Here is a 14,208-nt window from a genome sequence, read left to right as displayed (position 1 = left end):
GGGCGGAAGAGATTGGGGGTGCTCGAAGTGGCGACACGACTGAGGGCGGCGGTGATCGGCGCGGGATACTGGGGTCCGAACCTTGCCAGGAACTTCCGCGCGTCGGCGGAATGGGAGTTGGCCGCGATCTGCGACCTGGATGTCGCGCGCGCGCTGCGGGTGTCCGACAGCATCGGTGGCGTGCCGGTGACCGCGCAGTACGAGGACGTCCTGGCGGACCCGACAATCGACGCGGTCGCCATCGCCACGCCCGCGCGCACCCACCATGCCGTCGTGCTCGCGGCCCTCGACGCGGGCAAGCACGTCATCGTCGAGAAGCCCGTCGCCGACACCCGCGAGCGCGGTGCCGAGATGGTCGAGCGCGCGCGCCGCAACGGCCTGGTGCTCATGGCCGACCACACCTACTGCTACACGCCGGCAGTGCTGAAGATCCGCGAGCTCATCGACGACGGTGCGCTGGGTCAGATCCTCTTCGTCGACAGCGTGCGCATCAACCTCGGGCTCATCCAGCCAGACGTCGACGTGTTCTGGGACCTCGCCCCCCACGACCTGTCGATCATGGACTTCGTCCTGCCCGGAGGGCTCGACGTCACGTCGGTGTCGGCGCACGGCTCCGACCCGCTCGCCACGGGCAGAGCCTGCATCGGCTACCTCGCGATGCCTCTGAGGGGCGGCGGCATCGCCCACGTGCACGTCAATTGGCTGAGCCCCACGAAGATCCGCCAGATGGTCATCGGGGGCACCAAGCGCACGCTCGTGTGGGACGACCTGAATCCGCAGCAGCGCCTCAGCGTCTACGACCGCGGGGTCGACCTCGCGCTGCAGTCCAAGGCGACGGCCGACAGCCGGGCCGCCAACATCTCCTATCGCCTGGGCGACACCTGGGCGCCCGCTCTCCCCGAACGCGAGGCGCTCGCCGCGGTGGTCGGGGAGTTCGCCGGTGCGATCCGGGAAGGGCGTCCGGCGCGGACGAGCGGCGACGCCGGACTGCGCGTCCTGTCGGTGCTCGAAGGGGCCTCGGCGAGCCTGCTCGCGTACGGCGCCCCGCGCCCGGTCCAGTCCCTCGTCAAGGAAGTCCAGGGAGCATGACCGAGCTCGAAGGCGCCCGCGTCCTCGTCACCGGCGGTGCGGGCACGATCGGATCCACCCTCGTCGACCAGCTGCTCGCGGCCGGGGTCGCCCACGTCGACGTGCTCGACAACCTCGTCCGCGGACGCCGCGCCAATCTCGACGACGCGCTGGCCTCCGGTCGGGTCGAAATGGTCGACGGCGACATCCGTGACGCGCGCCTCGTCGACGACCTGACCGCCCGCAAGGACATCGTCTTCCACCAGGCCGCGATCCGGATCACGCAGTGCGCCGAGGAGCCGCGCCTCGCGCTCGAGGTGCTCGTCGACGGCACCTTCAACGTCGTCGAGTCCGCGGCACGGCATCGCGTGACGAAGCTCGTCGCCGCCTCGAGCGCGTCGGTGTACGGCATGGCGGAGGAGTTCCCCACGACCGAGCGTCATCACCACGAGAACAACGACACCCTGTACGGCGCGGCGAAGACCTTCAACGAGGGCCTCGTCCGCAGCTTCCGCGCCATGCAGGGGCTGGACTACGTGCTGCTGCGCTACTTCAACGTGTACGGCCCCCGCATGGACGTGCACGGCCTGTACACCGAGGTGCTGGTGCGCTGGATGGAGCGCATCGCCGACGGGCGCCCGCCGCTGATCTTCGGTGACGGCACGCAGACGATGGACTTCGTGTGCGTGCCCGACATCGCCCGGGCCAACGTCCTTGCCGCCCGCAGCGACGTCGTCGAGGGCACGTACAACATCGCCAGCGGCACAGAGACGAGCCTGCTCGAGCTGGCGCAGGCGCTGCTGCGCGTCATGGACTCCGACCTCGGTGTCGAGCACGGTCCCCAGCGCGCGGTGAACGGGGTGGTGCGCCGTCTGGCCGACACGTCGGCAGCGCAGCGCGACCTCGGCTTCGAGGCGACGACCGGCATCGACGAGGGGCTCCGGCAGCTGGTCGAGTGGTGGCGGCCGCTGCGCGACGAGATCGCCGCGGGGCGGGCGGTGACGGTCCGATGAGCGGTCGCATCAACGTCATGGTCCCGTGGCTCGGTCAGGAGGAGACGGATGCTGCGGCCGAGGCCATCGCGAGCGGCTGGATCGCGCAGGGACCCCGGGTGGCGCGGTTCGAGCAGGCGTTCGCGAAGGCCATGAACGCGCGCTCCGCCGTCGCCACCAGCAGCTGCACGACGGCGCTGCACCTGGCGCTCATCGTGGCGGGGGTCGGACGGGGGGACGACGTCGTGGTGCCGTCCTTCTCGTTCATCGCCACCACGAACGCCGTGCGCTACGTGGGCGCGAGCCCCGTGTTCGCCGACGTCGACCCCGTGACCGGCAACGTCACCGGCCACACCGTCGCCGACGCGCTGACACCGCGAACGCGCGCCGTCATCGCGGTCGACCAGGGCGGTGTGCCCGTCGACATCGACGACATCCGCTCGTTCACCGATCAGCTGAACATCGTCGTCATCGAGGACGCCGCGTGCGGGGCCGGGTCGACCTACAAGGGTCTTCCGGTCGGCGCGGGCGCCGAGATCGCCGCGTGGTCCTTCCATCCGCGCAAGCTGCTCACCACCGGCGAGGGCGGGATGCTCACGACCGCGAACCCGGACTGGGCCGACCGCGCGCGGCACCTGCGCGAGCACGCGATGAGCGTCTCGGCCGCGGACCGTCACGCGTCGGTGCTGCCGCCTGCCGAGGAGTACACCGAGGTCGGGTTCAACTACCGCATGACCGACCTGCAGGCCGCCGTGGGCCTCGTCCAGCTCGGCCGGCTGCCGGAGATCGTGGCCCGTCGGCGCGAGATCGCCGGTCGCTACCAGGCGGCGATCCGCGACATCGCCGGGCTCCGCGCGGTGAGGGACCCCGACTACGGCACGGGCAACTTCCAGTCGTTCTGGGTCGAGGTGGGCGACGACTACCCGATCGACCGCGACGGCCTCCTTGAGGCGCTCGCCGATGAGGACATCTCCGCGCGGCGAGGGATCATGGCTGCGCATCGGCAGCCTCCCTATCGCGACCTCACGCCGGAGGAGGGGCTCCCCGCCACCGAGCGCCTCACCGACCGCACACTGATCCTGCCCGTGTTCCATCAGCTCACCCAGGAGGACCAGGACCGCGTCATCGCCGTCCTCCGACTGCCGGGCGGAGGGCATCATGCCTGACGGCATCCTGCTCATCGGTGCGAGCGGACTCGCTCGCGAGGTGCTCGCCGCCGGCATCACCGGCGTGGTGGGAATCCTCGACGACGACGTGGATCTGTGCGCGACCGAGATCTCCGGCGTTCCGGTCCTCGGGCCGGTCATGGAGGCGAGCTCGCGGAGCGAGGACCTGCTGGTGTGCGTCGGGCGCAGTCAGGGTCGTCGCAGCGTCGTGCGGCGCCTCCGCGACGCCGGAGTCGGCGAGCGGCGCTATGTCGCCTTCGTCGCGGGCTCGGTCCGGATGGGGCCTTCGAGCCACATCCTCCCGGGCACGATCCTGCTCGACGGCGTCGTCGTCACGGCCGACGTCGCCATCGGCCGGCACGTCGTGGTGATGCCCAACTGCACGATCACCCACGACGACGTCGTCGAGGATTTCGCGACGCTCGCGGCGGGTGTCTCCCTCGGCGGATCCGTGCGTGTCGGCGAAGCGGCGTACATCGGGATGAACGCGTCCGTTCGGCAGGGGCTGCGGGTCGGCGTCGCGGCGACCGTGGGGATGGGGGCCGTCGTCCTCGACGACGTGCCGGACGAGGAGACGTGGGCGGGCGTGCCCGCACGCGAGATCAGGCGGCCGGCATGAGAACCCCGGTCCCGTTCCTCGATCTCGCGGCGCAGCAGGCCGAGATCGCCGACGAGGTCGTCGCCGTCTGGCGGGACCAGCTCGCGTCGGCGTCGTTCATCGGGGGCCCCGAGGTCGAGGCGTTCGAGCGCGAGTACGCCGCGTACATCGGGGTGGACCACGTCGTCGGCGTCTCGAACGGCACCGATGCGCTCGAACTCGCCTACCGCGGGATCGGAATCGGTCCCGGCGACGAGGTCATCATGCCGGCGAACACCTTCATCGCGACCGCTGAGGCCGTGTCGCGTATCGGTGCGGTGCCCGTTTTCGTCGACGTGGACGATGACCGCCTCCTGATCGACCCGGACGCGGTCGAGGATGCCGTCACCTCTCGCACGAAGGCCATCACCCCGGTGCACCTGTTCGGCCAGACGGCCCCGATGGGGCGCATCACGGCGATCGCCGCGACGCACGGCCTCGCGGTCGTGGAGGATGCCGCGCAGTCGCAGGGCGCATCCGGCCCGGAGGGGCGTGCCGGCGCGATGAGCCGGGTGGCCGCCACGAGCTTCTACCCGGGGAAGAACCTCGGTGCCGCGGGGGACGCGGGCGCGGTGATGACCGACGACGCGGGGCTCGCAGCATCCATCCGGAATCTGGCATGCCATGGCAGCTCGACCAAGTACGTCCATTCCCGCGTGGGAATGAATGCCCGTCTCGATGCCGTGCAGGCCACGGTGCTGCGGGCGAAGCTGCGCCGGCTCGACGCGTGGAACGCTTCACGGCGCACCGCCGCGGGGTGGTACGAGGAGCTGTTGGGCGGCATCGACGCCGTCCGTCTGCCGTCCGTGCTCCCCGGCAACCAGGACGTCTGGCACCTGTACGTTGTCCGCGTGCCCGACCGCGACCGGGTGATGGCCGAGTTGTGCGCCGCGGGCATCGGCTGCGGCATCCATTACCCGACCGTCGTGCCGCGAACCGCCGCCTATGCCTGTCTCGGCTACCGACGCGGACAGTTCCCCGTCGCCGAAGCCGCCGCCGCCCGCATCCTGTCGCTGCCCATGTTCCCCCACCTGTCCGAGGCGCAGTGCCGGACGGTGGCCGACCGGCTGCGCACCGCGTTGAGGGGCGGTGATCGGTGACATGCGCGTGCTCGTACACCTCAACAGCCTCGAGCTCGGCGGTTCGCAGATCAACGCCGTCGACTTCGCGCGCACGCTGGGCGATCGCGGGATCGAGTCGATCCTGGTCGGCGAGCGCGACACGATCGCCGGAGCGCCATCGCTGCTCGACTACGCCGAGCAGCACGGCATGCGCATCACGGTCTACGACCCAGCTGCCGGGCTCCTGCCCCACGCCCGGCAGCTGCGGCGCATGGCGGACGAGCTCGACGTGGATCTCATCCACGCCTACGGGATGTGGGGCGCTGCCCGCAACGTGTACTGGGGTCCCGCGACCTTCGGCAGGCTCCCGTGGGTGCACACGGTGTATGAGATGAGCGTCACCGACATCGTGCACAGCCACGTGCCGCTCGTCGTGGGAACGGAGTACCTCGTCGAGGAGCTCGTGGATCGCCCCGCGCGGACCATCCTCATCTCGCCGCCGGTCGACCTGACCGCCGACTCCCCACGCAGCGACGGCGGCCAGAGGGCATTCCGAGAGGAGCACGGCCTCGGCGACGGCGTGCTCCTGGGAATCGTGAGCCGGCTCGAGCGGCAGTTGAAGGCCACCGCCATCGGCGTCACGATCGACGCGATGCGCGAGCTCGCGTCGACCGGAGCCACCCTCTTCATCGTCGGCGACGGCGACGCGCACGCCGCGCTGCGGGCCGAGTCGGACGCGGTCAACGACGACGTGGGCAGGTCCGCTGTGCGCATGCTGGGTGCCCTGTCGGACCCGCGTCCGGCCTACCTCGCCGCGGACATCGTCGTCGGGATGGGGGGATCGGCCGCGCGCGCCCTCGCCTTCGGCAAGCCGCTCATCGTCCACGGCGAAGAGGGGTGGTCGCGGATCTTCGAGCCAGACACCTCGCGATCGCTCGCCCGGTCCAGCTTCTGGAGCCCGGAGCGCCCGGAGCATCCCGTCGCCGACTTCGTGCGGATCGCGCGGCCGCTCATCGCCGACGAAGCCCGGCGCAGGGAACTCGGCGCGTTCGGGCGCGAGTTCGCCCGGGAGCGCTTCGGCCTCGACGCGATGTCGGACCGGCTCGCGCTCTTCTACGCCGACGCGATCGGCGCCTACGGTGCGCGGGAGTGGGTCCTCGACCTGCCCCACGAATGGCGGCGGCTCGTGAAGAAGGTCACGCGCCTCGCCCGTCGGATGGCGCCGGTCGCCCTGCCGGAAGGCAGCCGAGCATGAAGAGGCGGCCACCCGACGCGCCGGACTTCGAGGCGCTGCCGAACCGCGAGTGGGCCCCGCCGAGCCCTCTCCCGGAGGGTGAGGACATCACCGCCGCGGCGGCCGGCCCCGCAAGCGCGCCCGACCGGGTGAGCGGTCGTGCTGCGTCGGGGGTGCTGCTGCTCACCGCCCAGAAGTGGGCCATCAGGCTTCTGGGTCTCGTCACGATCGCCGTCCTCACCCGCCTGCTGAGCCCCGAGGACTTCGGCACCGTCGCCGCGGCATCGACCGTGCTGCCCTTCTTCTACCTGCTGGCAGACCTCGGCTTCGCCGCGTACATCGTGCAGGCAGAGAAGACGGACGCACGGATGCTGAGCACCGCGTTCTGGTTCTCGCTCAGCGCCGGCGGGGCGCTGTGCGCGATCCTGTTCGCGCTGTCGCCGTTGTTCGGCGCCGTCTTCCGCGACGACGGGGTCGTCCCGGTGCTCCAGGCGCTCTCGCTCTGCGTGGTCTTCGCCGCCATCGGATCGGTCCCGACCGCGGTGCTGCGGCGCGAGATGCGCTTCGGAACGCTCGCCTGGCAGGGGGCGACCGGCGCGGCGATCGCGCAGGGCGTCGCGCTGGTCGTGGCGTTCAGCGGCGGAGGCGTGTGGGCGCTGGTCGCCCAGAGCCTCGTCGCTCCCGCGATCGCCACCGTGCTCGCCTGGACGGCATCGCGCTGGCGGCCGAGCTTCGCGTTCTCGCGATCCGAGTTCCGGACGATGGCGAGCTTCGGCGGTCAGGTTCTCGGGGTGGAGTTCGTCGCGATGCTGCGGGCCTGGGGCGAGGCGGCGGTCATCGCCGCGACGCTCGGAGTGGCGGCGCTCGGCTACATGAACATCGCGCAGCGGCTCGTACAGATCGTCCAGGATCTCACCGGCAGCGCGATCGTCCCGGTGACGAACGTCGCTTTCGCCAAGATCAGGGATGACCCGGCGCGGTTGCGGAGCGCGTACCTGCGCGCCCTGCGGCTCACCTACTTCACCCTCTCGCTTCCCCTCACGGTGCTGGCGGTGACCGCCCCGCTCATCCTTCCGATCGTGTTCGGCGCGGGCTGGGAGCCGAGCTATCGGGTCGCGCAGATCCTGGCGATCGCCGGCACGCTGTCCGTCGGCGCATGGCTCGACCACGGCCTCTTCTACGGCGTGGGCAAGCCCGGTGTCTGGTTCGTGTACGCGGTGATCATCGACGGCATCACCTTCGGGACGACGGCGGTGCTCGCGCCGTCGGGCCTCGTCGCGATCGCCTGGGGATTCCTCGCCGTCTGCGTCGTGGCGACGGTGAGCCGATGGTTCCTCACCGCCCGCATCCTGCAGGCGCGGCCTCGGGACGTCGCCAGTCCGTTCGGATACCTGATCGTCGCGGTCGGGGCCTCGGCCGCCGCGGGTTGGGCGGTGGTGACGGTCGGCGCGTCGCTGCCGGTCTGGATCCGCCTGATCCTCACGGCGCTCAGCGTGTCCGTCGTCCATCTGCTGGTCACGCGGGTCATGTCGCCGCGCGTGATCCCCGAGGCTCTGGCCGTCATCGCGGACTCGAGAGTCGGCGCACGTCTGCCCGTCGTGCGCCGGTACAGGAAGGGGGAGTGATCATGGACCTCGACCTCGAGAGCACATCCGGATCGCTGTACGGCACCAGGATCGCGATCCTGGTGCAGAATCTGCCGGTGCCGTTCGACCGCCGGGTCTGGCAGGAGGCGACCTCGCTCGCCGCCGCCGGCGCCGACGTGACCGTCGTCTGTCCGAGCGATCCGCGTCATCCTGCGGGGGATTTCGTGATCGACGGCGTGAGCGTGCTCCGGTACGAGGCGCCGCGCGAGGCGAACGGCGTCCTCGGCTACTTCGAGGAGTACGGGGTCTCGCTTCGGCGCATGGCAGCCGCCATCGAGCGCGCCCGCACCGCCCAGCCGTTCGACATCGTGCACTTCTGCAATCCGCCGGACCTGCTGTACCTCGTCGCCAAGCGTGCGAAGCAGAAGGACGGCAGCGTGCTGGTATTCGACCAGCACGATCTCGGACCCGAGCTCGTCGAGGCGAAACGGATGCCGCTGCCCTGGCTGTTCGGTGCAGTCGCGCGCTTCTTCGAGCGGCGCACCTACGCGTGGGCCGACCACGTCATCTCCACCAACGACAGCTACCGCGACATCGCCATGCGCCGAGGTCGCTTCCGCGGCGAGGACGTGACCGTCGTACGCTCCGGACCGTACCGCGCGTGGGCGTCGTATCGCGCGACCGGCGAGGACTGGCATCGGGGGCGGCTGTTCCTCCTCGGCTACGTGGGCGTGATGGGCCGGCAGGAGGGCATCGAGTACCTGATCGACGCGGTGAAGATCCTGGTCGCGGAGCGGCACCTGGACGTGCATCTCGCACTGATCGGATCGGGACCCGACCGGGAGCGGCTGGAGAGCCTCGCCCGCAGCCGCGGCGTGGCGGATCGCATCGAGTTCCACGGGCGTGTGCCCGACGATCAGATGAAGAGCATCCTCGCCGACGCCGACGTGTGCGTGAACCCGGACGAGGTCAACGCCATGAACGATCTGTCGACCATGAACAAGATCATCGAGTACATGGCGCTGGGGCGACCGATCGTGCAGTTCGACGTGCGGGAGGGGCGCGTCTCGGCTCGGGATTCCTCTCTCTATGCCGACCGTGACAACGACGCGCGCAGCTTCGCCCACGCGGTGGAGCGCGTGCTGCGCGACCCGGAGCTCGCCGAGGCGATGGGCGACGCCGGACGCGCGCGGTTCGAGCAGGCCCTGTGCTGGGAGATCCAGGCGGAACGGCTCATCGCGGCATACCGCGGCATGACGCGGGAGCGCGTGCCGCTCGCAGACAGCTCGGCCACCGGCCGGCACGCAGGACAGTAAGGAGCGTGGACCCGTGAAAGTAGCAGTCTTCGGGCTCGGGTACGTCGGCAGCGTGACGGCGGCCTGCCTCGCGGATGCGGGGCACCAAGTCGTGGGCGTCGATCTCGCCGGATCGAAGGTCGACGCGATACTGCAGGGGCACGCGCCGCTGGCGGAGCCGGGGCTCGACACCCTCACCCGGAGCGTCGTCGAGTCCGGACGCCTGTCGGCGACGACGGACGTCATGACCGCCCTGGCGGGCGCGGATGCCGCGGTTATCTGCGTCGGCACGCCTTCCGCGGCCAACGGGTCGCTGGTCACCGAGTTCGTCGAGGGGGTGCTGGCCGAGATCAGCGAGTTCCTCGACGTGAGCCCGGACGCCGGTCACCTCACGGTCGTGGTCCGCAGCACCCTCCTGCCGGGGACGACCGACCGGCTCGTGGAACTGCACCTGCCCGCCGCAGGCGGCGGCCGATGCGGCGTCGCCTACTGCCCGGAGTTCCTCCGCGAGTCGACGGCGATCGAGGACTTCCGGCATCCGCCGTTCACCATCATCGGGACGGAGGACGACCTCACGTTCGAGTCGGTCATGAAGCTGTTCGAGGTCGTCGACGCGCCGATCCGCCATGTGACGATCGCGACCGCGGAGTCGATCAAGTACGCGAGCAACGCGTTCCACGCCGTGAAGATCGCGTTCGCCAACGAGATCGCGCGGTTCGCCGACGCGTACGGCGTCGACGCCGACAAGCTCATGGCCGTGTTCGTCGAGGACAGGATCCTGAACGTGTCGGAGCGGTACCTCCGGCCGGGGGCTTCGTTCGGCGGGTCGTGTCTTCCGAAGGACGTGCGCGCGCTCACCTATGCGGCGCGTCGCGCCGACGTCGACGCGCCGCTGCTGGAGAGCCTGCTCGTGAGCAACTCGTCGCACACGCGGCGGGTGGTGGACCATGTGCTCATGCTCGGGTGGCGGCGGGTGGCGCTGCTCGGACTGGCGTTCAAGAGCGGGACCGACGACCTCCGCGAGAGCCCGTACGTCGACATCGCCGAGACGCTGACGGGCAAGGGCGTGGAGGTGCGCATCTACGACGCCGTGGTGAACCCGGCGGAGCTCGTCGGCAGCAACGAGTCTTACATCCGCCTCCGCCTGCCGCACCTGGAGAAGCTCCTCTTCGAGTCGCGCGCGGCCGCGATCGACGACGTCGACGGCATCATCCTCGGTTCCGACCGCGCACCAGACGGCTTCCTCGAGGGGTCGGGCGTGCCGCTGCTCGACGCGAACCACCCCGCCCGCCACTGGCCGCAGTTCGCGCCCGTGACACGATGACGAGAGGCAGCCGAGACGCATGAACGCCTTCGCCGAGATCGTGCTGGCCGCGCGCGCGGGCAGCCCGCACGCTCTCGCCGTGGCCGACACCCGGCGCTCGCTCACGCACGCGGAGCTCGTGGCTGCCGCGCGGGCCGAGGCGCGCAGCATCCATCGAAAAGCCGGCCGTGGATCGCCGCTCGTCGCGGTCTGCCTCCCGCTGTCGGTCGACAGCGTCGTAAGTCTCGTCGCGGCGATCCTCGGCGACCACTCGGTCAGCTTCCTCGACCCGACGGTGGCCGCGGATCGGCGTGACGCCGTCCTCGCGGCGCTCGGGCCCGACGTGATCGTCGACGCCGAGGGGATGAGGCGGTCGGCCACGCCCGGCGGCGCCGCCGACCGGATCACCGACCCCGGGTATGTCGCGAGGTCGTCCGGGTCCACCGGAGGGGCGCCCAAAGGCGTCCTGGCGTCGTGGTCGTCGCTCGCCGCCTTCGTGCGGTGCGGCGCCGAAGCGCTCGAACTCGACCGCGACGGGAGGTGGGCGGAGCTCTCCCATCCCGCGTACGACATGGCGATGACCAACCTCCTGCTCGCGCTCGCGGCGGGTGCCGAACTGCACCTCTCGGGCGCGCTGGGGGATCAGCTGCGTCCCCTGCGCTTCGTGGATCGCGTGGCCGCGACGCACGTGCGGCTCGCGCCGCGGTTCATCGAACTCGCCGCGGCCGAGCGCCGCCCGCCATCGGCGGCGCTCGCGCTCCGGGTGTGGGGTTCCGGTGGCGACCGCCTCCATGCCGCCCACGCGGAGCAGGCCTTCGCGTTCGGCGTGCCTGCGGTGATCAACACCTACGGCACGAGCGAGACGGTCGGGTTCGCCAGCGTCGCCCGGCTCACGGCCGCCGGCCCGGTCCCGTCCGTGCAGGGCTCCGCGCCCATCGGCCGCGGGCGGGTCGGCGAATGGACGACCGGCCTCGTGGAATCCGGGACCGCCACGATGCTCAGCATCCGTTCGCCCCATCTTCCCCGCGGGTATCTGTTCGGCGCCGTCGCCGACTACCCCCGCTGGCACCACGCGGACACCGTGCTGACCGGAGACATCGGCATCGCGGTCGCGGGCGACCTGTTCTGCCTCGGCCGGGCGGGGCGGCGAGTCAAGCGCAACGGGAGCTTCGTCGAGCTGGATGAGATCGACGTGGCGCTGCGGGGCGCGCGATCCGTGCCGTCGTTCACGGTCGCGACGCTGTCGGGAGACCTTCTGAGCCTGGTCGAGGCGGACGAGAGGCAGATCGACGGACTGCGCAAGGAACTGGCGTCGTCGCTGCGGCCCGAGGTCGTGCCCGACGAGGTGATCGCCGTCGCCCGCCTGCCCCGGCTCGCCAACGGCAAGGTTGACCAGTCGGCGGCTTCCGCGCTCGCCGAGTCCCTGCTCGCACGGAAGGAGGGATGACGGATGCCGGTTGCCCTGAGTCCGATCACGGACGCCGACGTGCCCGCCGTCGCGCGGTTCTTGCACGAGAACCTCAACGACCGGGTCGACACCGCGGCGTGGGCCGGCGCGCTCGCTGTTCCGTGGACCGTGTCGGCGCCGAATCACGGGTATTTCCTGCGCAGCGAGGGGGAGGTGGTGGGCGCCTATCTGGCGTACTACTCCGACCGCACGATCGACGGCCGCACCGAGCGGTTCTGCAATCTCGGCGCCTGGTGCGTCAGCGACAGCCATCGTGCGCAGGGTCTTCGGCTGCTGACGTCCCTCCTCCGCCAGCCCGGCTATCACTTCACGGACTTCTCGCCGAGCGGCAACGTCGTGCCGCTGAACCGGAAGCTCGGCTACGTCGATCTCGACACGACCACGACGCTTCTGCCGAACTTCCCCTGGCCGCCGCCCCGCGGCGCGCGCATCACCGGTGATCCGGAGGAGCTCGAATCCGTGCTCACCGGGCACGAGCGGAGGATCTACGACGACCATCGCACGACGAGCGCGGCCCGTCACCTCCTGCTGCTGTGCGGCGACGAGTCCTGCTACGTCGTCTTCCGCAAAGACAGCCGCAAGCGGATCCGGGCATTCGCCTCCATCCTCTACGTCGGCAACACGCGGCTGTTCCAGCGCATGGTCCGGCCCTTGGGGGGCCACCTGCTGCTCCACCACGGGGCACTGGCGACGCTGCTCGAGAGCCGTGTCGTCGGGGGCGCGCCGCCGGGCGGGATCCCGCTGTCCCGCGCACGGCCGAAGATGTTCAAGAGCGACACCCTGACCGCCGACCAGATCGACTACCTCTACAGCGAGCTCACATGCCTGGAGTGGTGAGCGCCGGCGTCCGCACCGCCGGCGGGGAGAAGGAAGGTGAAGCGAAAATGGCCTATCGACCTCGGTTCGAGACCCGTGACGGCGGCATGCTGCTCGGCGGCATGCCGGTCGAGCGCCTCGCCCGTCGCGTCGGGAGCACGCCGTTCTTCGCCTACGACCGCTCGGCGCTCAGCGGGCGAGTCGCTCTCCTGCGAGCGGAACTCCCCGAGGATCTCGAACTCAGCTACGCGGTGAAGGCCAACCCGATGCCGGCCCTCGTGCAGCACCTCAGCCGGATCGTCGATTCGCTCGACGTCGCCTCCGGAGCGGAGATGAAGCTCGCGCTCGACACGCCGCTCCGGCCGGGCGCGATCAGCTTCGCGGGACCCGCGAAGTCGAACGCCGAGCTCTCCCAGGCGGTGGCCGCCGGGGTGATCATCGAACTCGAGTCGTCGACGGAGGCCGACCGGGTCGTGAGGATCGGCGACGAGACCGGGGTGCGTCCGCAGGTGGCCATCCGGGTGAACCCCGACTTCGAGGTCAAGGGATCCGGCATGCGGATGGGAGGCGGGCCCCAGCAGTTCGGGGTCGACGCGGAGGACGTGCCGTCGCTCATCGCCCGGCTCGAACGCTCCGACGTCGATCTGCTGGGCTTCCACGTGTTCGCGGGCTCGCAGAACCTGCACACCGAGATCATCCTCGACGCACAGCGCAAGACGGTCGATCTGCTGCTCGCGCTGGTCGATCACACAGCCTCCGGGGTGACGTACCTGAACCTCGGCGGGGGACTGGGCATCCCCTATTACGACAACGACGATCCGCTCGACCTGCACGCGGTGGGCGGCAACCTGGAGGACCTGCTCCGCACCCGGATCCGGCCCCGGCTGCCCTCCGCCCGGGTCGTGCTGGAGCTGGGCCGATACATCGTCGGCGAGTGCGGCGTGTACGTCACCCGGGTCGTGGACCGGAAGGTCTCGCGCGGCAAGACGTTCCTCGTCGTCGACGGCGGGATGCACCACCAGATGGCCGCGTCGGGGAACTTCGGGCAGGTGATCCGGCGCAACTATCCGATCGCGGTGGCCGGACGCCTGGACGCCGAGGACGTCGAACCGGTGCAGGTCGTGGGCTGCCTGTGCACGCCGCTGGACCTGCTCGGGAACGGGGTGCTCCTCCCGCGCGCAGAGGTGGACGACCTCATCGTGCTGTTCCAGGCCGGCGCCTACGGCCTCACGGCGAGCCCGACCGCGTTCCTCAGCCACCCCGCGCCGCAGGAAGTGCTCGTCTGACCATGTGCCTCTTCTGATATCGGGGGAAAAGAAAATGAACGTCAGCATCGCCACCGTCGACAGCGTCAAGGCCGTGATCGTGAGAACACTCGAGATCTCCGACCGGGCGGACGCGCTGGATGCCGATACCGCCCTGTTCGGCAGCATGCCGGAACTGGACTCTCTCGCACTGCTCGAACTCGCGACCTCGCTCGAGGACGAGTTCGGGTTCGTGATCGACGACGAGGACTTCACCGAGGAGGTGTTCGCCACCGTCGGATCGCTCGCGGAGTTCGTCGAGCGCAAGCGGTCCTGAC

At 70.6% G+C, this 14,208-nt stretch carries 13 protein-coding genes; all 13 read left to right on the top strand.

Annotation, left to right across the window (positions count from 1 at the left end; all coding sequences use genetic code 11):
- Positions 1–27: 27 nt before the first annotated feature.
- The 13 genes from Q9R33_RS07105 to Q9R33_RS07045 are packed head-to-tail and all read left to right on the top strand — an operon-like array spanning position 28 to position 14,207.
- Positions 28–1,089, top strand: a complete 1,062-nt coding sequence (locus Q9R33_RS07105) for a Gfo/Idh/MocA family oxidoreductase (RefSeq protein WP_311293282.1) — start codon at positions 28–30, stop codon at positions 1,087–1,089.
- Positions 1,086–2,081 carry an NAD-dependent epimerase/dehydratase family protein gene (locus Q9R33_RS07100; protein WP_311293281.1) on the top strand — a complete coding sequence of 332 codons (996 nt, stop codon included), beginning with the start codon at positions 1,086–1,088 and terminating at the stop codon, positions 2,079–2,081. Before Q9R33_RS07105 ends, Q9R33_RS07100 begins: the two co-directional genes overlap by 4 nt.
- On the top strand, positions 2,078–3,226 hold the full coding sequence (locus Q9R33_RS07095) for a DegT/DnrJ/EryC1/StrS family aminotransferase (RefSeq protein ID WP_311293280.1): 1,149 nt from the start codon (positions 2,078–2,080) through the stop codon (positions 3,224–3,226). The genes Q9R33_RS07100 and Q9R33_RS07095 overlap by 4 nt, the downstream gene beginning before the upstream one ends.
- Positions 3,219–3,845: a NeuD/PglB/VioB family sugar acetyltransferase gene (locus Q9R33_RS07090; protein ID WP_311293279.1), complete on the top strand. Its 627-nt coding sequence runs from the start codon at positions 3,219–3,221 to the stop codon at positions 3,843–3,845. Before Q9R33_RS07095 ends, Q9R33_RS07090 begins: the two co-directional genes overlap by 8 nt.
- Positions 3,842–4,963 carry a DegT/DnrJ/EryC1/StrS family aminotransferase gene (locus Q9R33_RS07085; protein ID WP_311293278.1) on the top strand — a complete coding sequence of 374 codons (1,122 nt, stop codon included), beginning with the start codon at positions 3,842–3,844 and terminating at the stop codon, positions 4,961–4,963. The genes Q9R33_RS07090 and Q9R33_RS07085 overlap by 4 nt, the downstream gene beginning before the upstream one ends.
- Before the next feature lies 1 nt (position 4,964).
- Positions 4,965–6,179: a glycosyltransferase family 4 protein gene (locus tag Q9R33_RS07080; protein WP_311293277.1), complete on the top strand. Its 1,215-nt coding sequence runs from the start codon at positions 4,965–4,967 to the stop codon at positions 6,177–6,179.
- Positions 6,176–7,783: a lipopolysaccharide biosynthesis protein gene (locus Q9R33_RS07075; protein ID WP_311293276.1), complete on the top strand. Its 1,608-nt coding sequence runs from the start codon at positions 6,176–6,178 to the stop codon at positions 7,781–7,783. Before Q9R33_RS07080 ends, Q9R33_RS07075 begins: the two co-directional genes overlap by 4 nt.
- 2 nt (positions 7,784–7,785) lie before the next feature.
- Positions 7,786–9,060, top strand: a complete 1,275-nt coding sequence (locus Q9R33_RS07070; protein WP_311293275.1) for a glycosyltransferase family 4 protein — start codon at positions 7,786–7,788, stop codon at positions 9,058–9,060.
- A gap of 13 nt (positions 9,061–9,073) precedes the next feature.
- A complete protein-coding gene (locus Q9R33_RS07065; protein WP_311293274.1) occupies positions 9,074–10,363 on the top strand; it encodes a nucleotide sugar dehydrogenase in 1,290 nt (429 codons plus the stop codon).
- 19 nt (positions 10,364–10,382) lie between these two features.
- Positions 10,383–11,789 carry an AMP-binding protein gene (locus tag Q9R33_RS07060; protein WP_311293273.1) on the top strand — a complete coding sequence of 469 codons (1,407 nt, stop codon included), beginning with the start codon at positions 10,383–10,385 and terminating at the stop codon, positions 11,787–11,789.
- Positions 11,790–11,792: 3 nt separating this feature from the next.
- Positions 11,793–12,647, top strand: coding sequence for a hypothetical protein (locus tag Q9R33_RS07055; protein WP_311293272.1), 855 nt, complete (start codon positions 11,793–11,795; stop codon positions 12,645–12,647).
- A gap of 47 nt (positions 12,648–12,694) precedes the next feature.
- The gene (locus tag Q9R33_RS07050; RefSeq protein ID WP_311293270.1) at positions 12,695–13,912 is read left to right on the top strand and encodes a pyridoxal-dependent decarboxylase, exosortase A system-associated; all 1,218 of its coding nucleotides are present in this window, start codon (positions 12,695–12,697) and stop codon (positions 13,910–13,912) included.
- A gap of 34 nt (positions 13,913–13,946) precedes the next feature.
- The gene (locus Q9R33_RS07045) at positions 13,947–14,207 is read left to right on the top strand and encodes a phosphopantetheine-binding protein (protein ID WP_311293269.1); all 261 of its coding nucleotides are present in this window, start codon (positions 13,947–13,949) and stop codon (positions 14,205–14,207) included.
- Position 14,208 lies beyond the last annotated feature (1 nt).

It is taken from the genome of Microbacterium sp. PRC9, from assembly GCF_031844125.1.
Lineage (GTDB): Bacteria > Actinomycetota > Actinomycetes > Actinomycetales > Microbacteriaceae > Microbacterium.
This window is presented reverse-complemented; position numbering and strand designations above follow the sequence as displayed.